This is a genomic window from Pseudomonas sp. R4-39-08, from assembly GCF_003852275.1.
Classification (GTDB): domain Bacteria; phylum Pseudomonadota; class Gammaproteobacteria; order Pseudomonadales; family Pseudomonadaceae; genus Aquipseudomonas.
The window spans coordinates 1,251,579-1,272,671 of sequence record NZ_CP027733.1 but is presented as its reverse complement, the minus strand read 5'-3'; the positions used below and the strand labels follow the sequence as shown (position 1 = coordinate 1,272,671).

At 58.8% G+C, this 21,093-nt stretch carries 20 protein-coding genes; 13 read left to right on the top strand and 7 right to left on the bottom strand.

The window, feature by feature from the left end:
- Positions 1–122: 122 nt before the first annotated feature.
- The 4 genes from metG to C4J88_RS05565 all read left to right on the top strand — a co-directional run bounded on the left by metG (position 123) and on the right by C4J88_RS05565 (position 4,233).
- Entirely contained in the window at positions 123–2,174 is a 2,052-nt protein-coding gene (gene metG, locus C4J88_RS05580; protein WP_124406411.1) for a methionine--tRNA ligase, read from the top strand.
- 87 nt (positions 2,175–2,261) lie between these two features.
- Positions 2,262–3,236 (top strand): electron transport complex subunit RsxB, encoded by a 975-nt coding sequence (rsxB, locus tag C4J88_RS05575; protein WP_124366013.1) that lies wholly within the window; start codon positions 2,262–2,264, stop codon positions 3,234–3,236.
- Positions 3,237–3,305: 69 nt separating this feature from the next.
- Positions 3,306–3,944: an endonuclease III gene (gene nth / locus C4J88_RS05570; protein ID WP_124366012.1), complete on the top strand. Its 639-nt coding sequence runs from the start codon at positions 3,306–3,308 to the stop codon at positions 3,942–3,944.
- Positions 3,945–4,050: 106 nt separating this feature from the next.
- A complete protein-coding gene (locus C4J88_RS05565) occupies positions 4,051–4,233 on the top strand; it encodes a PA3496 family putative envelope integrity protein (RefSeq protein ID WP_124361519.1) in 183 nt (60 codons plus the stop codon).
- Positions 4,234–4,320: 87 nt separating this feature from the next.
- On the opposite strand, the gene C4J88_RS05560 is transcribed toward C4J88_RS05565, so the two are convergent.
- The 3 genes from C4J88_RS05560 to C4J88_RS05550 form a co-directional block, all read right to left on the bottom strand.
- Positions 4,321–4,953, bottom strand: a complete 633-nt coding sequence (locus C4J88_RS05560; protein ID WP_003188986.1) for a response regulator transcription factor — start codon at positions 4,951–4,953, stop codon at positions 4,321–4,323.
- A gap of 628 nt (positions 4,954–5,581) precedes the next feature.
- A complete protein-coding gene (locus C4J88_RS05555) occupies positions 5,582–6,799 on the bottom strand; it encodes an argininosuccinate synthase (RefSeq protein ID WP_065886002.1) in 1,218 nt (405 codons plus the stop codon).
- A gap of 129 nt (positions 6,800–6,928) precedes the next feature.
- Entirely contained in the window at positions 6,929–7,837 is a 909-nt protein-coding gene (locus C4J88_RS05550; RefSeq protein ID WP_124366011.1) for an OmpA family protein, read from the bottom strand.
- Between the two features lie 156 nt (positions 7,838–7,993).
- On the opposite strand from C4J88_RS05550, the gene pyrC reads away from it, so the two are divergent.
- The gene (gene pyrC / locus C4J88_RS05545) at positions 7,994–9,040 is read left to right on the top strand and encodes a dihydroorotase (protein WP_124361516.1); all 1,047 of its coding nucleotides are present in this window, start codon (positions 7,994–7,996) and stop codon (positions 9,038–9,040) included.
- Entirely contained in the window at positions 9,037–9,711 is a 675-nt protein-coding gene (gene rnt / locus C4J88_RS05540) for a ribonuclease T (protein ID WP_124361515.1), read from the top strand. Before pyrC ends, rnt begins: the two co-directional genes overlap by 4 nt.
- A 64-nt stretch (positions 9,712–9,775) precedes the next feature.
- On the opposite strand, the gene C4J88_RS05535 is transcribed toward rnt, so the two are convergent.
- Positions 9,776–10,378, bottom strand: coding sequence for a peroxiredoxin (locus C4J88_RS05535; RefSeq protein WP_124361514.1), 603 nt, complete (start codon positions 10,376–10,378; stop codon positions 9,776–9,778).
- 245 nt (positions 10,379–10,623) lie between these two features.
- Here C4J88_RS05535 and C4J88_RS05530 point away from each other — a divergent pair, with 245 nt between their 5' ends.
- Both C4J88_RS05530 and bfr read left to right on the top strand, forming a co-directional pair.
- Complete coding sequence (locus tag C4J88_RS05530) at positions 10,624–10,842, top strand: bacterioferritin-associated ferredoxin (protein ID WP_124365113.1); 219 nt, start codon at positions 10,624–10,626, stop codon at positions 10,840–10,842.
- 200 nt (positions 10,843–11,042) lie between these two features.
- Positions 11,043–11,513, top strand: a complete 471-nt coding sequence (bfr, locus tag C4J88_RS05525) for a bacterioferritin (RefSeq protein ID WP_124361513.1) — start codon at positions 11,043–11,045, stop codon at positions 11,511–11,513.
- A gap of 197 nt (positions 11,514–11,710) precedes the next feature.
- On the opposite strand, the gene grxD is transcribed toward bfr, so the two are convergent.
- Together grxD and C4J88_RS05515 are read right to left on the bottom strand one after the other, a co-directional pair.
- A complete protein-coding gene (gene grxD / locus C4J88_RS05520; protein WP_110624405.1) occupies positions 11,711–12,049 on the bottom strand; it encodes a Grx4 family monothiol glutaredoxin in 339 nt (112 codons plus the stop codon).
- 99 nt (positions 12,050–12,148) lie between these two features.
- On the bottom strand, positions 12,149–14,257 hold the full coding sequence (locus C4J88_RS05515; RefSeq protein ID WP_124406410.1) for a molybdopterin oxidoreductase family protein: 2,109 nt from the start codon (positions 14,255–14,257) through the stop codon (positions 12,149–12,151).
- Positions 14,258–14,690: 433 nt separating this feature from the next.
- On the opposite strand from C4J88_RS05515, the gene argF reads away from it, so the two are divergent.
- The gene (argF, locus tag C4J88_RS05505) at positions 14,691–15,611 is read left to right on the top strand and encodes an ornithine carbamoyltransferase (RefSeq protein ID WP_124406409.1); all 921 of its coding nucleotides are present in this window, start codon (positions 14,691–14,693) and stop codon (positions 15,609–15,611) included.
- Positions 15,608–16,651: an ABC transporter ATP-binding protein gene (locus tag C4J88_RS05500; protein WP_124406408.1), complete on the top strand. Its 1,044-nt coding sequence runs from the start codon at positions 15,608–15,610 to the stop codon at positions 16,649–16,651. The genes argF and C4J88_RS05500 overlap by 4 nt, the downstream gene beginning before the upstream one ends.
- Before the next feature lie 139 nt (positions 16,652–16,790).
- On the opposite strand, the gene ybaK is transcribed toward C4J88_RS05500, so the two are convergent.
- A complete protein-coding gene (gene ybaK / locus C4J88_RS05495; protein ID WP_124406407.1) occupies positions 16,791–17,261 on the bottom strand; it encodes a Cys-tRNA(Pro) deacylase in 471 nt (156 codons plus the stop codon).
- A gap of 325 nt (positions 17,262–17,586) precedes the next feature.
- Here ybaK and C4J88_RS05490 point away from each other — a divergent pair, with 325 nt between their 5' ends.
- The 3 genes from C4J88_RS05490 (at position 17,587) to C4J88_RS05480 (ending at position 20,873) form a co-directional block, all read left to right on the top strand.
- Positions 17,587–18,441, top strand: coding sequence for an MIP/aquaporin family protein (locus C4J88_RS05490; RefSeq protein ID WP_124361508.1), 855 nt, complete (start codon positions 17,587–17,589; stop codon positions 18,439–18,441).
- Positions 18,442–18,517: 76 nt separating this feature from the next.
- Complete coding sequence (glpK, locus tag C4J88_RS05485; RefSeq protein ID WP_124361507.1) at positions 18,518–20,023, top strand: glycerol kinase GlpK; 1,506 nt, start codon at positions 18,518–18,520, stop codon at positions 20,021–20,023.
- Between the two features lie 94 nt (positions 20,024–20,117).
- Positions 20,118–20,873: a DeoR/GlpR family transcriptional regulator gene (locus C4J88_RS05480; protein WP_124361506.1), complete on the top strand. Its 756-nt coding sequence runs from the start codon at positions 20,118–20,120 to the stop codon at positions 20,871–20,873.
- The last annotated feature ends 220 nt before the right edge of the window (positions 20,874–21,093 follow it).

The window sequence follows — 21,093 nt, the reverse complement described above, 5'->3', positions numbered from 1 at the left end:
TCCAGACCGCCAGCGGCATGCTTTCGCAGGGATGGAAAATTCTGAAACAGCACCACGGGGTGAAATAAATTTCCCGGCGCTTTATAGTGGCCGACCTCCGTTTCATCAAGTAGCCGAGCCCCATGTCCGAGCCACGCAAGATCCTCGTCACCAGCGCCCTGCCCTATGCCAATGGTTCCATCCATCTTGGCCATATGCTTGAGTACATCCAGACCGATATGTGGGTGCGCTTCCAGAAGCATCGCGGCAATCAATGCATTTATGTCTGCGCGGACGACGCCCACGGTTCGGCCATCATGTTGCGCGCCGAAAAGGAAGGCATCACCCCGGAACAACTGATCGCCAATGTGCAGGCTGAACACAGCGCCGACTTTGCCGAGTTCCTGGTGGATTTCGACAACTTCCATTCGACCCACTCCGACGAAAATCGTGAGCTTTCGAGCCAGATCTACCTGCGATTGAAGGAAGCCGGGCACATCGACCAGCGGTCGGTCACCCAGTACTTCGATCCGGAAAAGAAAATGTTCCTGGCCGACCGCTTCATCAAGGGCACCTGCCCGAAATGCGGCACCGCAGACCAGTACGGCGACAACTGCGAAAAATGCGGCGCGACTTATGCCCCGACTGATTTGAAGGATCCGAAGTCGGCCATCTCCGGCGCCACCCCGGTGCTCAAGGATTCCCAGCACTTCTTCTTCAAACTTCCGGATTTCCAGCAGATGCTGCAAACCTGGACGCGCAGCGGCACCCTGCAGGACGCCGTGGCCAACAAGCTCGCCGAATGGCTCGACAGCGGCTTGCAGCAGTGGGACATCTCCCGCGATGCGCCGTACTTCGGCTTTGAAATCCCGGGCGAGCCGGGCAAGTACTTCTACGTGTGGCTGGATGCGCCGATCGGCTACATGGCCAGCTTCAAGAACCTCTGCGACCGCACGCCAGAGCTGGACTTCGATGCGTTCTGGGGCAAAGACTCCACCGCTGAGCTGTACCACTTCATCGGCAAGGACATCGTCAACTTCCACGCGTTGTTCTGGCCGGCGATGCTCGAAGGTTCGGGCTTCCGCAAGCCGACCGGCATTGCCGTGCACGGCTACCTGACGGTGAACGGGCAGAAGATGTCCAAGTCCCGTGGCACCTTTATCAAGGCGCGCACCTACCTGGACCACCTGTCGCCGGAGTATCTGCGTTACTACTATGCATCCAAGCTGGGCCGTGGCGTCGACGACCTCGACCTGAACCTGGAAGACTTCGTCCAGAAGGTCAACTCGGATCTGGTCGGCAAGGTCGTCAATATCGCCAGCCGTTGTGCCGGGTTCATCCACAAGGGAAATGCGGGGGTACTGGTCGCTGAAAATGCCGCTCCGGAACTGACCGATGCGTTCCTGGCCGCCGCGCCGAGCATCGCCGACGCCTATGAAGCCCGTGACTTCGCTCGTGCAATGCGCGAAATCATGGGCCTGGCTGACCGTGCCAATGCCTGGATTGCAGACAAGGCACCCTGGTCGCTGAACAAGCAGGAAGGCAAAGAGGCCGAAGTTCAGGCGATCTGCGCCACCGGCATCAACCTGTTCCGTCAGTTGGTGATCTTCCTCAAGCCGGTGCTGCCGCTGCTGGCCGCCGACGCAGAAGCGTTCCTCAACGTCGCGCCACTGACCTGGAATGACCACGCCACGCTGCTCAGCAACCACCAGTTGAACGCGTTCAAGCCCCTGATGACCCGCATAGACCCGGTGAAAGTCCAGGCCATGACCGACGCTTCGAAAGAAGACCTGGTCGCCAGCCAGACAGATACCGGCTCGACTGCGCCCGCAGGTAACGGCGAGCTGGCCAAGGACCCTATTTCCGATGAAATCGAGTTCGACACCTTTGCCGCCGTGGACCTGCGCGTTGCACTGATCGTCAAGGCCGAAGCCGTGGAAGGTGCCGACAAGCTGCTGCGCCTGACCCTGGATTTGGGCGGCGAGCGACGCAATGTGTTCTCCGGTATCAAGAGCGCTTACCCTGACCCGTCCAAGCTCGATGGTCGCCTGACCATGATGGTCGCCAACCTCAAGCCACGAAAAATGAAGTTTGGCATGTCTGAAGGCATGGTGATGGCGGCTGGCCCTGGCGGCGAAGAAATCTACCTGCTGAGCCCGGACAGCGGCGCCAAGCCGGGTCAACGCATCAAGTAAACCCTGCAAGATGCCCTGGCGCTTCGGCGCCGGGGCTTTTCAGCCTGCCTGCACCGGTGGGCCTGGCGTCAACGCTATGATCAAAGCATGAACCTCATTCAACGTATCGACGCGCTGCTACCGCAGACTCAATGCGGCAAGTGCGGGCACCCGGGCTGCAAGCCTTACGCCGAAGGCATCGCCAACGGCGAGGCAATCAACAAGTGCCCACCCGGAGGCCAGGAAACCATCGCCGGGCTCGCGCAATTGCTGCGTGTGCCAGTGCTGGCCCTGGATACCAGCCGTGGAGACGCGCCGGCGCAGATCGCCTATATCCGTGAGGCCGAATGCATCGGTTGCACCAAATGCATCCAGGCTTGCCCGGTGGACGCCATCGTGGGCGCCGCCAAGTTGATGCATACGGTAATTATCGACGAGTGCACCGGTTGCGACCTGTGTGTAGCGCCCTGCCCTGTCGACTGCATCGAGCTGCGCCCACTCGCTGACGTCTTGCCTATCGTGGGCGGCCTGGCGGGCAGCGATCACGAACGGCACGAACGTGGCCTCAAACGCGACCGCGCTCGGCGGCGTTTCGAACAGCGCAACGCGCGCCTGCAACGTGAGGAAGCCTGCAAGCTCGCCGAGCGCCTGGCGCGGGCCAAACGCACGGCCCCCGTGGCAGCGGCGCAAGCTGATCCCCACCAGGCCGTTCAGGATGCCGCGATCAAGCAAGCCAAAATCAATCTCGCCATGAGCCGTGCTCAACTGCACAAGTCCCTGAAGGCGTTTGGGCATCCGCCGACTTATGAGCAGCAGTCGCAATTGATTGTCCTGCAAAGGCAGTTCGAAGCCTCCGAGCAGGCGCTTGCCGCGCTGGAAGGCAACAGCCCGCCAACGCTGCCGACCACCCAGGGCCCTGAACTCAAACGCGCCAAGATTCAACTGGCGATGCGCCGGGCCGAGTTGAAAAAAGCCCAGGATCAACAGGCTGATGAACAACAACTGGCCAGCCTGAGCGCCGCGCTGAACGCCGCCGAGCAGACGCTGCATGATGCCGAGGCCGACGCCACCGGCAACACCTGACCCACAGCTGATGCTGCACTGTGTATCGCTTCAATCCCGTCGACCGCCTGCAAGGAAACGTCCGCCCTTATGAACGCTGCAAAACGCCTGGAAATTTTCCGCAGGTTTCACGAAGACAATCCGGAACCCAAGACTGAACTGGCGTACTCCTCGCCGTTCGAGCTGTTGATCGCGGTGATCCTGTCGGCCCAATCCACCGACGTTGGCGTCAACAAGGCCACGGCCAAGCTATTCCCGGTGGCCAATACGCCAGAGGCTATTCATGCCTTGGGTGTGGAGGGATTATCGGAGTACATCAAGACCATCGGCCTGTACAACAGCAAGGCCAAGAACGTGATCGAGACGTGCCGCCTGCTCATAGAGCTACACGCCAGCGAAGTGCCGCAAACCCGGGAAGCCCTGGAAGCGCTGCCCGGAGTCGGGCGCAAGACCGCTAACGTGGTGCTCAACACCGCATTCCGTCAACTCACCATGGCGGTGGACACCCATATTTTTCGCGTCAGCAACCGAACCGGCATCGCTCGCGGCAAGAATGTGGTCGAGGTCGAAAAACAACTGATGAAATTCGTGCCCAAGCCCTATCTGCTCGATTCACACCATTGGCTGATTCTTCACGGGCGCTATGTTTGCCAGGCGCGCAAGCCTCGATGTGGCAGCTGCAGGATCGAAGATTTATGCGAATACAAGCACAAGACATCCGACGATTGAGGGTTCCGGGGTTTTCTCTATCCATCGATTGAAAAAATCTTTTTTACCCGTTCGTGGATTATCGCTATAAGGGGCGCCAACGGCAGTCTTAGCCTGGAGTGAACCTATGAGCACTGGCAAAGAACAAATCGAAGTTGATGACGACCTGGTGGAGCTGGAAGACGATGAGGCGCCAGCGCCCGTCGCAGAGGTAGCCAAGACCAATTTGAGCAAACGCCGAACTATCGACAATCTTCTGGAAGAGCGACGCTTGCAGAAACAATTGGCCGATTACGACTTCGATCTTTGACCCTCTGGCAGACGGTCGGAAGCCTCCCTGACGGAGGCTTTTTTGTGCCGGTTGTTACAGGAACGTCAGAGCGGCGGGGCGCCCTGCTCACACCAAGCCATTGCGTTGGGCCAGTTCTATCAAGTCGACCAGGGAGCGGGCATTGAGCTTCAATAGCAGGCGCGTCTTGTAGGTGCTGACGGTCTTGTTGCTGAGGAACATGCCATCGGCGATTTCCTTATTGGTTTTGCCACGGGCCAGTTGCTGGAGCACCATCATTTCCCGCCCCGACAAACGTTCAACCATGTCGGCTTCACTGGCGTTGCCCATCGTGGAGCGTACCGAATTGAGCGCCTGGTTCGGGAAATAGCTGTAGCCGGAAAGCACTGCCTTGATGGCGCTCAGCAACTCGGTCAAGTCCTGCTGCTTGCACACGTAGCCGGCAGCCCCGGCCTGCATGCAGCGCATGGAAAAATGACCAGGTGCCTGGGACGTCAGCACCAGTACCTTGAACGATACGGCTTGCTTGGTTGAAGCTAACCGACAAATAACTTCAAGGCCATCGAGCTTGGGTATTCCAATATCCAGTATGACAATGTCCGGCATATGTTCCCGCGCAAGTTGTAACGCATCGACACCGTTATCAGTCTCGGCAACGACCTCATAACCATGACGCTCCATTAGCATGCGCACAGCAAGCCGAATGACGGGATGATCATCCACGATCAGCACTTTATTCATGAGAAAGTCCAATTTCGCTGTTCGAATTATTTAGAGAAAGCACAATAGCCTAGTCATCTGCTAGTTGGCATAGCGCCCCCCCCGAGCAACAGTAGGCAGAGACCCAACCCACAGCAAGATAGGAATTAACCTACAAAAATTCGCCAACTTTGAGGTATTCGGCTTTATGGAGCCTTTCAGACCTTTCCCTGCTCGTACATATTTTGAGTGAAATATCCTCATCCCCGTGCGTACGCGGTAAACGTGGCGCACACGTCTTTCAGGAAATGCCCCTTGTATGACGCCGCAACGTAAACGAAGGGCTAAAAAAACCGCATCAGTTTCAGTTCCATTTAACATATTTATACACACTCCATTTTCCTACAGAAAATTCCATAAATTACATATCAATTGCTCCTACATGAGTGAAAATTCTGTAAGACATAGTTCCTATGCAGATGTAAAAAACCTTTCCTTGGAGAAGTAAAATGCTGAAATTAAAAAAAACAGCTGCATGGATTTGACGCAGAATCCTTAAACAAACACTAAACGTTTGTAAACGTCGCACCTCAATTAATGCCCATATGGGTATATTCAGGACAAAAAAAAGCCCCTTGCATAAGGGGCTTTTTCAGGACAAGCGAAACAGTCAGAACAACTTGCGGCCTTTGTTGGCCGCGATGCGCATGCGCAAGGCGTTCAACTTGATGAAGCCGGCTGCATCCGCCTGATTGTAGGCACCGCCATCTTCCTCGAAGGTAGCGATGTTGGCGTCGAACAGTGATTCATCAGACTTGCGACCGGTCACGATCACATTGCCCTTGTACAGCTTCAGGCGCACGACACCGTTCACATGAGCCTGGGAGGCGTCGATCATCTGCTGCAGCATCAGACGCTCAGGGCTCCACCAGTAACCGGTGTAGATCAGGCTGGCGTACTTGGGCATCAGCTCATCTTTGAGGTGGGCCACTTCACGGTCCAGGGTAATGGACTCGATGGCGCGGTGAGCGCGCAGCATGATAGTGCCACCCGGTGTTTCATAGCAGCCGCGGGACTTCATACCCACGTAACGGTTCTCGACGATGTCGAGACGGCCAATACCGTGTTCACCACCGATACGGTTCAAGGTTGCCAGTACGGTGGCTGGGGTCATCTCGACACCATCCAGCGCGACGATATCGCCGTTGCGGTAGGTCAGTTCCAGATACTGCGGCTTGTCTGGAGCGTTCTCCGGGGAGACGGTCCATTTCCACATGTCTTCTTCGTGCTCGGTCCAGGTGTCTTCCAGCACGCCGCCTTCATAGGAGATGTGCAGCAGGTTGGCATCCATCGAGTACGGGGACTTCTTCTTGCCGTGACGCTCGATCGGGATCGCGTGCTTTTCAGCGTAATCCATCAGCTTTTCACGGGACAGCAGGTCCCATTCACGCCAAGGTGCGATCACTTTCACGCCAGGCTTGAGGGCGTAGGCACCCAATTCGAAACGCACCTGGTCGTTGCCCTTGCCGGTGGCGCCATGGGAAATGGCATCTGCGCCGGTTTCGTTGGCGATTTCGATCAGGCGCTTGGCGATCAGCGGACGGGCGATGGAGGTACCGAGCAGGTACTCGCCTTCGTAGACAGTATTGGCGCGAAACATCGGGTAGACGAAATCGCGGACGAACTCTTCGCGCAGGTCGTCAATGTAGATCTCTTTCACGCCCATGGCTTGCGCCTTGGCACGTGCAGGTTCGACCTCTTCGCCCTGACCCAGGTCAGCGGTGAAGGTCACCACTTCACAGTTATAAGTATCCTGCAGCCACTTGAGGATCACCGAAGTGTCCAGGCCGCCGGAATACGCGAGAACGACCTTGTTTACGTCGGCCATGCCATCACTCCACGGGGTTGTACGGAAAGGCGACGATTCTACCGATCAAAACCGTGAAATTACAGGGGCGCGACAGCAAATGAAGATAAAGCGACAGATTATGTCGAACGCGCGACCGATGGTCGCACGTTATGAGGTGGCGGCGGGGTTGCTGGGTGCGGCGGCCTGGGGTGCCGGTTTCTCGGGCGCCGCTACGCGCTCGAGCTGCACGTTGACCCGACGGTTGCGGGCGCGGTTGGCGGCATTGGTGTTGGGCGCCAAGGGGTAGCTTTCGCCGTGGAAGCGCAGGGTGATCTGCGACTCCTGGATGCCATTGGCCTTGAAGTAGTCCATCACCGCCAAGGCGCGGCGTCGCGAGACATCGCGGTTGGTCAAGCGGTTGCCGCTGTTATCCGAATGGCCGTTCAACTCGATATGGTTGACGGTGGGGTCGGCCTTCATGAACGCGACAATCACCGACAGCTTCTTCTTGGCCGCGGCATCCAGCTCGATGCCACCACCGGGGAAGCCGACTTCCGTCTGCTTGACCTGATCGTAATTCATCGGCAACAGCTTGGTAGTACACAGCTGATAGTCGGTGTAGGCCTTGTTGAATTTCACCGGCAGCAGGCGAATCTCCGAGTAACCACCCTCGCGACCGTAATGTCGCACGGTCGGGCTGCGTCCTTCGAGCAAGCCGGTAAACAGCCGCCCGGCCTGGGCCTGGGAGCTGTTAAACAGCACATCACCACTGCCGACGCGTACCGCACCGAGGTTGATATCGCCGCGGCCCGGTTGCCAGGGCGCGGCGGCGGCCAGTAACGTGGCAGAGCCGGCACCAAGCGAACCGTTATAGGCTTTCAGACGAAATGTCGCCTGCTCACCCGCCCGGCGCACGAACTCACCCGAGCCGAAATCGGTGATCGGCTGGGTCAGTCGGCACTCGAACTGATCGCCCTCCACCTTCCACTCAATATTCTCCAGACGTGTCTGGAACGTGAGGGCCATCGCGGGCAGGCTGGCGAACACACTGAGCAGGGCTAGATAATGCTGGCGCACGGGAGGCTCCACTGGTTTCTACAACACTTCAAAGCGTCATACATCGTTAAGGCATACCCAGAGCTATCGGTCGCATCCTGCAAAACTTGATAGCGAGTGCCTGCACGAGTCTTTTCCGGTAGCATTCCCTCCAGATTGACCCGCCTGGAATCCCCAATGTCCGACCGCCTGACCCTGCTGCGTCCCGACGACTGGCATATTCATCTTCGCGATGGTGCTGCGTTGCCCCAAACCGTGGCCGATGTAGCGCGCACGTTTGGCCGTGCCATCATCATGCCTAACCTGGTACCCCCGGTGCGTAACGCGGCCGAAGCCGATGCCTATCGCCAGCGAATCCTCGCTGTGCGCCCGGCCGGCAGCCGCTTCGAACCGCTGATGGTGCTTTACCTTACCGACCGCACCCAGCCTGAAGAAATTCGTGAGGCCAAGGCCAGCGGTTACGTTTACGCCGCCAAGTTGTACCCGGCGGGCGCGACCACCAACTCCGATTCCGGCGTCACCAGCATCGACAAGATCCTGCCGGCCATCGAAGCCATGGCTGAGGTTGGCATGCCGCTGTTGATCCACGGTGAAGTCACCCGTGGCGATGTCGACGTGTTCGATCGCGAGAAGATCTTCATCGACGAGCACATGCGCCGCGTGGTCGAGCTGTTCCCGACGCTCAAGGTGGTGTTCGAACACATCACCACCGCAGAGGCCGTGCAGTTCGTCACCGAGGCTTCGGCCAACGTCGGCGCGACCATCACCGCACATCACCTGTTGTACAACCGCAACCACATGCTGGTGGGCGGGATTCGGCCGCATTTCTACTGCTTGCCGATCCTCAAGCGCAACACCCATCAGGTGGCTTTGCTGGATGCCGCCACCAGCGGCAGCCCGAAGTTCTTCCTCGGCACCGACTCCGCGCCCCACGCGCAGCACGCCAAGGAAGCCGCCTGCGGTTGCGCGGGGTGCTACACCGCGTTCGCTGCCATCGAGCTGTACGCGGAAGCGTTCGAACAACGCAACGCCCTGGACAAGCTCGAAGGCTTCGCCAGCCTCAATGGCCCGCGCTTCTATGGCCTGCCGGCGAATACCGACCGCATTACCCTGGTTCGTGAAGACTGGACCGCCCCTGCCAGCCTGCCCTTTGGCGAGTTGACCGTTATCCCGCTGCGCGCCGGTGAAACACTGCGCTGGCGCCTGCTGGAGGAAAGCAAGTGAGTGAAGACCATTACGATGACGACCAGGAACACGCCGGTGGGGGCGGTTCGCGCCACCCGATGGCCGAACGTTTCCGTGGCTACCTGCCTGTCGTTATCGACGTAGAAACCGGCGGCTTCAATTGCGCCACCGATGCCTTGCTGGAAATTGCCGCGACCACCATCGGCATGGACGAGCAAGGCTTCGTGTACCCGGAACACACCCACTTCTTCCGCGTCGAGCCGTTTGTAGGGGCCAACATCGAAGCGGCAGCCCTGGAGTTCACCGGGATCAAGCTCGATCACCCTTTGCGCATGGCAGTGAGTGAAGAAGCGGCGCTGACCGACATCTTCCGTGGCGTACGCAAGGCACTGAAGGCCAATGGCTGCAAACGCGCGATCCTGGTCGGGCACAACAGCAGTTTCGACCTGGGCTTCCTGAACGCCGCCGTGGCGCGCCTGGACATGAAACGTAACCCGTTCCATCCATTCTCCAGCTTCGACACCGCTACGCTCGCCGGCCTGGCCTATGGTCAGACCGTACTGGCAAAAGCCTGTCAGGCAGCCGGTATCGACTTCGACGGTCGCGAAGCCCATTCGGCCCGCTACGACACCGAGAAGACCGCCGAGCTGTTCTGTGGTATCGTCAATCGCTGGAAACAGATGGGCGGTTGGGAAGACTTCAACGACTGAGGTTGAATCCCGCGCATAAAAAAACCGGCCTTTCCAGGCCGGTTTTTTTTACCTTGAATCTGGCTTACAGCTTGCCAGCGTTCTCGGTCAGGTAAGCCGCAACACCTTCGGTAGAAGCGGTCATGCCTTTGTCGCCTTTTTTCCAGTTGGCAGGGCAAACTTCACCGTGCTCTTCGTGGAATTGCAGAGCGTCGACCAGACGGATCAGCTCTTCCATGTTACGGCCCAACGGCAGGTCGTTGATGATCTGCGAGCGCACGACGCCCTTGTCGTCGATCAGGAACGCGCCACGGAATGCCACGCCGCCTTCGGATTCAACGTCGTAGGCCTTGGCGATATCGTGCTTCATATCGGCTGCCATGGTGTATTGGACTTTGCCGATGCCGCCATCATTGATGGCGGTGTTGCGCCAGGCGTTGTGGGTGAAGTGGGAGTCGATGGAAACGGCGACCACTTCAACATTGCGCGCCTTGAAATCGTCCATGCGGTGATCCAGAGCGATCAGCTCGGATGGGCAGACGAAGGTGAAGTCCAGCGGGTAGAAGAACACCAGGCCGTATTTGCCTTTGATGGCTTCAGACAGTTTGAAGCTGTCTACGATTTCGCCATTGCCGAGAACAGCGGGTACGTCGAAATCCGGGGCTTGTTTGCCGACGAGTACGCTCATTGGATATCTCCTGATGAAGGGGTGACGATTGAAGTAACAGGACCAGCGTCGAGTCTGCCTTGTCTCAGCGACAAACCTGTGACGCGGTCACGCTTCGTAAAGACTGACCATCATACACCGAAAAAACCGTTCGTCAGCGCGCAGGCAATGTGCGTGCGATCGTTGATGAAACTACTTTGACAATCATTCTCGTTAACATTAAGATCCATCGCACTCAAGCCCTAAACCCGCGACGGTTCTCCCTTATGTATGTGTGCCTCTGTACTGGCGTCACCGACGGACAAATCCGCGAAGCAATCTATGAAGGTTGCTGCAGCTACAAGGAAGTGCGCGAAACCACCGGCGTTGCCAGCCAGTGCGGTAAATGCGCATGCCTCGCCAAGCAAGTGGTACGGGAAACCCTCACGCAGTTGCAGACAGCCCAGGCTGGCGTGCCCTACTCAGCAGAATTTACACACGCTTAAATAGGCGTGTTTTAAAGAACCGGACTCCGTGTCCGGTTTTTTTATGCCTGCAATTCAATTAGTTAGCGTCAAGACGCGGAACACAAACATTCTTATTCCGATTAATTTTCATTTATTATTCAATAACTTAGGTTTGACACCAGGTTTTTCGCCGCTCAAACTCTGCCCCTACACAGCGATTACAGGGCAGGACCCCAGTCATGAAAGGCGACATCACAGTCATCCAGCAACTCAACAAAATCCTTGCCAATGAACTGGTCGCGATCAATCAGTACTTTCTGCATGCCCGCATGTATGACGATTGGGGCCTGGAAAAGCTGGGCAAACGCGAATACAAGGAATCGATCAAGGCCATGAAGGACGCCGATGCGCTGATCAAACGCATCCTGTTCCTCGAAGGCCTGCCGAATGTACAGGACCTGGGCAAGCTGAATATCGGCGAGCACACCCAGGAAATGATCAGCAGCGACCTGGGCTTTGAACGCAAGAGCCACAGCGACCTCAAGGCCGCCATCGCTCACTGCGAAGCCACTGGCGACTACGGCAGCCGCGAATTGCTCGAGGATATCCTTGAAGACCAGGAAGAACACATCGACTGGCTGGAAACCCAACTGGGCCTGATCGACAAAGTCAGCCTGGAGAACTACCTGCAATCGCAGATGGGCGAATAACCCCTGCGGCTCTCGTTTAATTTTAATGTAGGAGCGAGCTTGCTCGCGAAGAACTCCCAGCCAGCGCGATAAATCAGGTGCACTGCGTTATCGTTGACGTTTTTCGCGAGCAAGCTCGCTCCTACAGAGAAGCCAAAAAAAGCCCCGCCCTCTTGTGAGAGGCGGGGCTTTTTATTGTGGCGCCTTTTACAGGAGCATCACGCTTCGGTTTTGGCTGCCGCTTTTTCCGCTGCATCTTTGATCAGCGCTTGCAACGAGCCATCAGCTGCCATCTCAGTGATGATGTCGCTACCGCCAACCAGTTCACCGGCCACCCACAACTGCGGGAAAGTCGGCCAGTTGGCGTATTTAGGCAGGTTGGCGCGGATTTCCGGGTTCTGCAGGATATCCACGTAAGCGAACTTCTCGCCACACGCCATGATGGCCTGGGACGCTTTCGCGGAGAAACCGCACTGGGGAGCGTTTGGCGCGCCTTTCATGTAAAGCAGAATGGTGTTGTTGGCAATCTGCTCTTTGATCGTTTCGATGATATCCATGGAACACCTCTGCAGGAACTTTGCGACTCACGGGTCGGCACGGTGGCGCATTGTAACGCAAAAAACCTGCAGGATGCTCGGGCGCGCCGACAGCCAGCCTCACGCCGCTGCAACTTTCACGGGCACGCCATTGAGCGCCGCATTGCCGGAGAGCTCGTCCAACTGCCGCTCATCGGTTAAATCATTCGCACTTGCCCCCGGCTGACCGCTGGCGATGCTCATCTGCACACCTGGGCGCCCGTGCCCCCAGCCATGCGGCAGGCTGACCACGCCAGGCATCATGTCCGTGCTGGCGACCACCTCGATTTCGACCATGCCGATGCGTGAGCTGACCCGCACCCGCTGACCGTCGCTCAGTTGACGACTGGCCAGGTCATCAGGATGCATCAGCAGTTGATGGCGCGGCTTGCCCTTCACCAGCCGATGATAGTTATGCATCCAGGAATTATTACTGCGCACATGGCGACGACCGATCAACAGCAGTTCGTCAGCCACGGGCAGCGGTTGCGCCGCAAAACGCGCCAGATCCGCCAGGATCACTAGCGGCGCCGCCTGCACCTTGCCATCGGCGGTTTTCAGCCGCTCGGCCAGGTTTGGCTGGAGCGGGCCCAGGTCCACGCCATGGGGATGATCGGCCAGCATCGCCACCGACAGCTTGCGCGCAGATGCATCCCCGTAAGTCCCGGCGCGCAACCCGAAGTCGATCATCTGCGCGGGTGGCATCGTCGGCTTGAGCACCACGCCGGTGTGGTCCGAGAATGCCTTGGCCAGGCCGACGAAGATTTCCCAGTCGTGCAGCGCACCTTCAGGCTTGGGCAGGATCGCGCGATTGAAGCGCGTGACGTTGCGTATCGCGAACATATTGAAGGTGGTGTCGTAGTGATCATTCTCCAGTGCCGACGTGGACGGCAGGATCAGATCGGCATAGCGCGTGGTCTCGTTGATGTAGAGGTCGATACTGACCATGAACTCCAACCCATCCAGCGCCTGCTCCAGCTGACGGCCGTTGGGCGTCGACAATACCGGGTTGCCGGCCACCGTCACCAGGGCGCGGACTTGCCCTTCGCCTTCGGTGAGCATTTCCTCGGCCAAGGCAGACACCGGCAGCTCTCCCCCGTACTCGGGCCGCCCGGACACGCGGCTCTGCCAGCGATTGAAATGCCCGCCGCCGGTCGAGGCCACCAAATCCACCGCCGGCGTGGTGCACAAGGCGCCGCCTACCCGATCCAGATTGCCGGTCACCAGGTTGATCAGTTGCACCAGCCAATGACACAGCGTGCCGAACGCCTGGGTGGAGACGCCCATGCGCCCGTAGCACACCGCTTTATCCGCCGCCGCGAAGTCCCGCGCCAGTTGGCGGATCTGCTCGGCAGGCACCGCACACTGACGGCTCATGGCCTCGGCGGTAAACCCGGCGATCGCCTGGCGCACGGTCTCCAAACCTTCAACCGGTAAATGGCTGTCGCGGGTCAAGCCCTCGGCGAACAGAGTGTTGAGCAGCCCGAACAACAAGGCCGCGTCACCGCCAGGACGCACAAACAGGTGCTGATCGGCAATCGCCGCCGTCTCGCTGCGGCGAGGGTCAACCACCACCACTCTGCCGCCTCGGGCCTGAATGGCCTTGAGGCGCTTCTCCACGTCGGGCACGGTCATGATGCTGCCGTTGGAGGCAAGAGGATTGGCGCCCAGAATCAACATGAAGTCGGTGTGATCGATGTCCGGAATCGGCAGCAACAGGCCATGGCCGTACATCAGGTGGCTGGAGAGGTGATGGGGCAGTTGGTCTACCGACGTCGCGGAGTACCGGTTACGCGTTTTCAACAGGCCGAGAAAGTAGTTGCTGTGGGTCATCAGCCCGTAGTTGTGCACGCTGGGGTTGCCCTGATACACCGCCACCGCATTCTGCCCGTGCCGGGCCTGGATGCCCGCAAGGCGTTCGGCTACCAGCGCGAAGGCGTCTTCCCACGGGATTGGTTGCCATTCATTACCCACCCGCAACATAGGCTGGTGCAGGCGGTCCGGGTCATTCTGGATATCCTGCAACGCCACCGCTTTCGGGCAGATGTGCCCCCGACTGAAGGTGTCCAACGGGTCGCCCTTGATTGAGGTGATCGCCAAGTTGCCGTCGTCGCCTTGGCTGGTTTCCAGGGTGAGGCCGCAGATCGCTTCGCACAGGTGGCAGGCACGGTGATGGAGAGTCTTGGTCATGGCCAGTCTCTTTTATAAGGGCTTTGTTCAACTATGGGCCGCGACCGCTCGGTGCGCCAGCAACGTTCGCGCGGTGAATCGGCAGCCATAGGCCAAAGCACGGCCAAGAGTGAGCAAATGTTTCGGAAACCTCCCCGCATGCGCCTGAAACCGCTAAAACCAGGCCCGGAGCCGCCCCTGCGCATTGCAAAAGGTCTCGGCGCCAGTGTACAAATGGGCCGCTGCTGTCAGGAAATCGTCTTCAAAAGCGCTTTGGCGCCCTGCTTGAACACCCTTAAAAACCGTAGCCCTATTGGTAAGACGCGACATTTAATGTCAATATCGCGCCTTCCCCTATTTCGTCGCCCCGTGCGGCTTTCGCCGCAGGTCTCGCCCGTTGTCACAATAAACAAGGCTTTGAGTATCTGCGGTCTGTTGCAAAAGGTAGTTAATGATGAGCGCAAGGCACTTTCTCTCCCTGATGGATTGCACGCCCGAAGAGCTGGTCAGCGTGATCCGTCGAGGCATTGAGCTTAAAGACCTGCGTAACCGCGGTGTACTGTTCGAGCCTCTGAAAAACCGCGTGCTCGGGATGATTTTCGAGAAGTCCTCGACCCGCACCCGCTTGTCCTTCGAAGCCGGCATGATCCAACTGGGTGGCCAGGCGATCTTCCTGTCGCCACGCGATACCCAATTGGGCCGTGGCGAGCCGATCAGCGATTGCGCCATCGTGATGTCGCGCATGCTCGACGCCGTGATGATCCGCACCTTCGCCCACAGCACCTTGACCGAATTTGCCGCCAACTCGCGCGTGCCGGTGATCAACGGTCTGTCCGATGACCTGCATCCGTGCCAGTTGCTGGCCGACATGCAAACCTTCCTCGAGCACCGCGGCTCGATCCAGGGCAAGACCGTGGCCTGGATCGGCGACGGCAATAATATGTGCAACAGCTATATAGAAGCCGCGATCCAGTTCGACTTCCACCTGCGTATCGCCTGCCCCGAGGGTTACGAACCCAGCGCCGAGTTCATGGCCAAGGCCGATGGCCGCGTGCAACTTCTGCGCGATCCGAAAGACGCGGTGGTCGGCGCCCATCTGGTCAGCACCGACGTCTGGACCTCCATGGGCCAGGAAGACGAAACCGCCAAGCGCCTGGCCCTGTTCGCGCCGTTCCAGGTGACCGGTGCCCTGCTCGACCTGGCCGCGCCGGACGCGCTGTTCATGCACTGCCTGCCCGCCCACCGTGGCGAAGAAATCAGCCTCGACCTGCTCGACGACCCACGCTCGGTCGCCTGGGACCAGGCCGAAAACCGCCTGCATGCGCAAAAGGCCCTGCTCGAATTTCTCGTTCCGCCGTCGTACCACCACGCATGAGCCAGCCATTACTGCTGAACCTGCGCAATCTGGCATGCGGCTATCAAGATCAACGGGTGGTGCAGAACCTCAATCTGCACCTCAACGCTGGCGACATCGGCTGCCTGCTGGGCTCCTCGGGCTGCGGCAAGACCACCACCCTGCGTGCAATTGCGGGGTTCGAGCCGGTGCACGAAGGCGAAATCAGCCTGGCGGGCGAAGTGATCTCCAGTGCCGGTTTCACGCTGGCACCCGAGAAACGTCGTATCGGCATGGTGTTTCAGGACTACGCGCTGTTTCCTCATCTGAGCGTGGCCGACAACATCGCCTTCGGCATCCGCAAGCACCCACATAAAGATCGCGTGGTGGCCGAATTGCTGGAGCTGGTCAACCTCAAAGACCTGGGCAAACGCTTCCCCCACGAGCTTTCCGGAGGCCAGCAGCAACGTGTCGCCCTCGCCCGCGCCCTGGCGCCGGAGCCGCAGCTGCTGCTGCTGGACGAACCCTTTTCCAACCTTGATGGCGAACTACGGCGCAAGCTCAGCCATGAAGTGCGCGACATTCTCAAGGCGCGCGGCACCAGCGCGATCCTGGTCACCCATGACCAGGAAGAAGCCTTCGCCGTCAGCGATCACGTGGGCGTGTTCAAGGAGGGTCGTCTTGAGCAGTGGGACACGCCCTACAACCTCTACCACGAACCGCAGACGCCGTATGTGGCCAGCTTTATCGGCCAGGGCTATTTCATCCAGGGTCAATTGAGCTCGCCCGAGTCCGTCAGCACTGAGCTGGGTGAACTGCGTGGCAACCGTGCCTATACCTGGCCCACCGGTGGCGCGGTGAAGGTGCTGCTGCGCCCGGATGACATCGTCTATGCGCCGGACAGTGCACTCAAAGCGCGGATTGTTGGCAAGACCTTCCTCGGTGCGTCGACCCTGTACCGCCTACAGTTGCCGACCGGTGCGCAGCTGGAGTCGATCTTCCCCAGCCACGTCGATCAGCAGATGGGCACGGATGTGGGCATTCGAGTGGCTGCCGAGCACTTGGTCCTGTTCCAAGCATAAGTATCCAGCTGTCGAAACCGGATCAAATGTGGGAGGGGGCTTGCTCCCGATAGCGGTGGGTCAGTCAGCTTATCTCTAGCTGGCCCACCGCCATCGGGGGCAAGCCCCACCCACATTTGGACCTGCGCAGGGCTGAAAATCAGGCCCGACCAATCGGCGCGAAGATGGCCTGGGTATGTTCAGCCAAAACCCTGGCTGGTAACTCTACTTCCAACCCTCTCCGGCCGGCGCTGACAAAAATCGTCGCAAACGGCTGCGCCGTCACATCGATGAACGTGCGCAAGCGCTTCTTTTGCCCCAAAGGGCTGATGCCGCCCAATAGATACCCGGTGGAGCGCTGCGCCGCCGCCGGGTCGGCCATTTCGACTTTCTTGACGCCCGCCGCGTGAGCCAGGGCTTTCAGATCCAGACTTCCGACGACCGGCACCACCGCCACCAACAATTCGCCCTTCTCACTGCTGGCAAGCAAGGTCTTGAACACCTGCGCCGGGTCGAGAGCCAATTTCTCCGCGGCCTCCAGGCCATACGAAGCCGCCTTGGGATCGTGCTCATAACTATGGATGCGATGTTCGGCGCGAACTTTTTTCAACAAATCCAATGCGGGGGTCATGACCTCTCCGGACGTAGCAAACTGAGACTCGATTCTAGGCCAACCCCGCACAAAACGCTCTAGTCCGCCCTATTCGCCAACCCTATTTAATGTGATGAGCGTGATCATTCATCAAACCTATAGTTCGAAAGTGACTGGCAGTTCACTTTCGACCTTTGACAGCGGTCATTCTTGTCTATATTTTTTCGTTTCCGAATACTGTAGGAATAGCCCTCGGTACTCGAGCAGTAAGCCGTGACACAGGATGGGGATCCTCGTCACGGTGAAAATCGCGCAACGGCCCGTTGAGGCCTGCGCCAGACAAGAACAACAACTGAGGTTTTCCATGACAACTGCTCTTCAACAGCCTTCACTTTCGAGCCAATGCATGGCCGAATTCCTCGGCACTGCGCTGCTGATCTTCTTCGGTACCGGGTGCGTCGCTGCGCTCAAGGTCGCGGGTGCGAGCTTTGGCTTGTGGGAAATCAGCATTATCTGGGGGGTCGGCGTGAGCATGGCGATCTACCTGAGTGCCGGTATTTCCGGGGCTCACCTCAATCCGGCGGTGAGTATCGCTCTGTGTATTTTCGCCGATTTCGAAAAACGCAAACTGCCGTTCTACATCCTCGCCCAAATCGCCGGCGCCTTCTGCTCCGCCGCGCTGGTGTACACGCTCTACAGCAATCTGTTTTTCGATTACGAACAAACCCACCACATGGTACGTGGCTCCCAGGCTAGCCTGGAGTTGGCCTCGGTGTTCTCCACCTATCCTCATGCATTACTCAGCACGGCCCAGGCATTCCTGGTGGAAATGGTCATCACCGCGATCCTGATGGGTGTGATCATGGCCCTGACCGACGACAACAATGGCCTGCCCCGTGGCCCGCTGGCGCCGCTGCTGATCGGCCTGTTGATCGCTGTGATTGGTAGCGCGATGGGCCCGCTGACCGGCTTTGCGATGAACCCGGCGCGGGATTTCGGGCCCAAGCTGATGACCTTTTTCGCCGGCTGGGGTGAAATGGCCTTTACTGGCGGTCGCGATATTCCTTACTTCCTGGTACCGATTTTCGCGCCGATTGTGGGCGCATGCCTCGGCGCCGCAGCGTATCGCGGGCTGATTGCCCGTCACCTGCCGAGCGCCGCACCTGCTATAGCTGAAACAACTGACACGGCTGTCAACGGCAACACCCGCATTTCCTGAAAGCGCCAGCCAGGGTCCCTGCCCTTCGTGACCCCGGCTGATTTCTGACTTCCTTATTTCGTCCAAGGCAATTGACATGACCGACCTTCAGAATAAGAACTACATCATTGCCCTCGATCAGGGCACCACCAGTTCCCGCGCGATCATCTTCGATCGTGACGCCAACGTGGTGTGCACCGCCCAGCGCGAGTTCGTCCAGCATTACCCGCAGGCAGGTTGGGTCGAGCATGACCCGATGGAAATCTTCGCCACCCAGAGCGCGGTGATGGTTGAGGCGCTGGCCCAGGCTGGCCTGCACCACGACCAGGTCGCCGCCATCGGCATCACCAACCAGCGCGAAACCACCGTGGTATGGGACAAGGTCACCGGCCGCCCGATCTACAACGCCATCGTCTGGCAGTGCCGCCGCAGTACCGAGATCTGCCAGCAGCTCAAGCGCGACGGCCACGAGCAATACATCAGCGACACCACAGGCCTGGTCACCGACCCCTACTTCTCCGGCACCAAACTCAAGTGGATCCTCGACAACGTCGAAGGCAGCCGCGAGCGTGCGCGCAACGGCGAGTTGCTGTTCGGCACCATCGACAGCTGGCTGATCTGGAAATTTACCGGCGGCAAGACCCACGTCACCGACTACACCAATGCTTCGCGCACCATGCTCTTCAACATCCACACCCTGGAATGGGATGCGAAGATGCTGGAGATTCTGGACGTTCCACGGGAAATGCTGCCGGAAGTTAAATCTTCGTCCGAGATCTACGGCCGCACCAAAAGCGGCATCGCTATCGGCGGCATTGCAGGCGACCAGCAAGCCGCGCTGTTCGGCCAGATGTGCGTCGAGCCCGGCCAGGCCAAAAACACCTATGGCACCGGCTGCTTCCTGCTGATGAACACCGGCGACAAAGCGGTGAAATCCAAGCATGGCATGCTCACCACCATCGCTTGCGGCCCGCGTGGCGAAGTGGCCTACGCACTGGAAGGCGCAGTCTTCAACGGCGGCTCCACCGTGCAGTGGTTGCGTGACGAGTTGAAAATCATCAACGACGCCCACGACACCGAATACTTTGCCGGCAAGGTCAAGGACAGCAACGGCGTTTATCTGGTCCCGGCCTTCACCGGCCTGGGCGCGCCGTACTGGGACCCGTATGCCCGTGGCGCATTGTTCGGCCTGACCCGTGGCGTACGCGTGGATCACATTATTCGTGCAGCCCTGGAGTCGATTGCCTACCAAACCCGTGACGTGCTCGACGCCATGCAACAGGACTCGGGCGAACGCCTCAAAGCCCTGCGTGTGGACGGCGGCGCAGTCGCCAACAACTTCCTGATGCAATTCCAGGCCGATATCCTCGGTACCCAGGTCGAGCGTCCGCAAATGCGCGAAACCACCGCCCTCGGCGCTGCTTACCTGGCAGGCCTGGCCTGTGGCTTCTGGGGCAGCCTGGACGAGCTGCGCGGCAAAGCGGTGATCGAGCGCGAATTCGAACCACAGCTCGATGAAGCGGCTAAAGAGAAACTCTACGCAGGCTGGCAAAAAGCAGTCAGCCGCACCCGCGACTGGGAGCCGCACGAAGGCGCCGAATAAGCCAAGCGCCGGATCTACACCGGTTGTAACTGGCAGGGAGCGGATTCCTGCGTCATCATGGGCCACTTTTGTATGGCAGCCCAAAGGACGCCCCATGAATCTGCCTCCCCGCCAACAACAAATCCTCGAACTGGTCCGCGAACGCGGCTACGTCAGTATCGAGGAAATGGCGCAGTTGTTCGTTGTCACCCCGCAAACCATCCGCCGCGATATCAACCAGCTGGCGGACGCCAATCTGCTGCGCCGCTACCACGGCGGCGCGGCCTATGACTCCAGTGTCGAGAACACCGCGTACGCCATGCGTGCCGACCAGATGCGCGATGAAAAACAGCGTATCGGCGAAGCCATCGCGGCGCAGATCCCCGATCATGCCTCATTGTTCATCAATATCGGCACCACCACCGAATCCATCGCCCGTGCGCTGCTCAATCACCATCACCTGAAAATCATCACCAACAACCTCAACGTCGCCACCATGCTCAGTGCCAAGGACGACTTCGATGTGTTGCTGACCGGCGGCAATGTGCGCCGTGACGGCGGCGTGGTAGGCCAGGCCAGTGTTGATTTCATCAATCAGTTCAAGGTCGACTTTGCGTTGGTGGGTATCAGTGGCATCGATGAGGATGGCAGCCTGCTGGATTTTGACTATCAGGAAGTACGGGTTTCCCAGGCGATCATCGCCAACGCGCGACAAGTGATTCTGGCCGCGGACTCCAGCAAGTTCGGGCGCAACGCCATGATCCGCCTGGGGCCGATCAGTCTGGTGGACTGCCTGGTGACTGATCAGCAGCCGGTGCCGGCGTTGGTGCAGTTGTTGAATCAGCACAAGGTTCGTTTGGAAGTCGTCTGACTTCTCGTTCCCACGCTCCGCGTGGGAATGCACCGCAGGACGCTCCGCGTCCGCTGTGACGCAGAGCGTCATGGGCTCAATTCCCACGCGGAGCGTGGGAACTATCAGTTCACAAATTTTCCTTTCCCTACCCTTCGATGAGTTTTTTCAATCGAAGTTGGCTGGCTGCGCGCGCATTTATCAGCTACCATTTTCGCAAATGAACATTAATGTTCGAATT

Excerpts from the sequence above, each read along its gene's own strand:
- metG (WP_124406411.1), top strand. The coding sequence starts at position 123 with ATGTCCGAGCCACGCAAGATCCTCGTCACCAGCGCCCTGCCCTATGCC.
- rsxB (WP_124366013.1), top strand. The coding sequence starts at position 2,262 with ATGAACCTCATTCAACGTATCGACGCGCTGCTACCGCAGACTCAATGC.
- nth (WP_124366012.1), top strand. The coding sequence starts at position 3,306 with ATGAACGCTGCAAAACGCCTGGAAATTTTCCGCAGGTTTCACGAAGAC.
- C4J88_RS05565 (WP_124361519.1), top strand. The coding sequence starts at position 4,051 with ATGAGCACTGGCAAAGAACAAATCGAAGTTGATGACGACCTGGTGGAG.
- C4J88_RS05560 (WP_003188986.1), bottom strand. The coding sequence starts at position 4,953 with ATGAATAAAGTGCTGATCGTGGATGATCATCCCGTCATTCGGCTTGCT.
- C4J88_RS05555 (WP_065886002.1), bottom strand. The coding sequence starts at position 6,799 with ATGGCCGACGTAAACAAGGTCGTTCTCGCGTATTCCGGCGGCCTGGAC.
- pyrC (WP_124361516.1), top strand. The coding sequence starts at position 7,994 with ATGTCCGACCGCCTGACCCTGCTGCGTCCCGACGACTGGCATATTCAT.
- C4J88_RS05535 (WP_124361514.1), bottom strand. The coding sequence starts at position 10,378 with ATGAGCGTACTCGTCGGCAAACAAGCCCCGGATTTCGACGTACCCGCT.
- C4J88_RS05530 (WP_124365113.1), top strand. The coding sequence starts at position 10,624 with ATGTATGTGTGCCTCTGTACTGGCGTCACCGACGGACAAATCCGCGAA.
- bfr (WP_124361513.1), top strand. The coding sequence starts at position 11,043 with ATGAAAGGCGACATCACAGTCATCCAGCAACTCAACAAAATCCTTGCC.
- grxD (WP_110624405.1), bottom strand. The coding sequence starts at position 12,049 with ATGGATATCATCGAAACGATCAAAGAGCAGATTGCCAACAACACCATT.
- C4J88_RS05515 (WP_124406410.1), bottom strand. The coding sequence starts at position 14,257 with ATGACCAAGACTCTCCATCACCGTGCCTGCCACCTGTGCGAAGCGATC.
- argF (WP_124406409.1), top strand. The coding sequence starts at position 14,691 with ATGAGCGCAAGGCACTTTCTCTCCCTGATGGATTGCACGCCCGAAGAG.
- C4J88_RS05500 (WP_124406408.1), top strand. The coding sequence starts at position 15,608 with ATGAGCCAGCCATTACTGCTGAACCTGCGCAATCTGGCATGCGGCTAT.
- ybaK (WP_124406407.1), bottom strand. The coding sequence starts at position 17,261 with ATGACCCCCGCATTGGATTTGTTGAAAAAAGTTCGCGCCGAACATCGC.
- C4J88_RS05490 (WP_124361508.1), top strand. The coding sequence starts at position 17,587 with ATGACAACTGCTCTTCAACAGCCTTCACTTTCGAGCCAATGCATGGCC.
- glpK (WP_124361507.1), top strand. The coding sequence starts at position 18,518 with ATGACCGACCTTCAGAATAAGAACTACATCATTGCCCTCGATCAGGGC.
- C4J88_RS05480 (WP_124361506.1), top strand. The coding sequence starts at position 20,118 with ATGAATCTGCCTCCCCGCCAACAACAAATCCTCGAACTGGTCCGCGAA.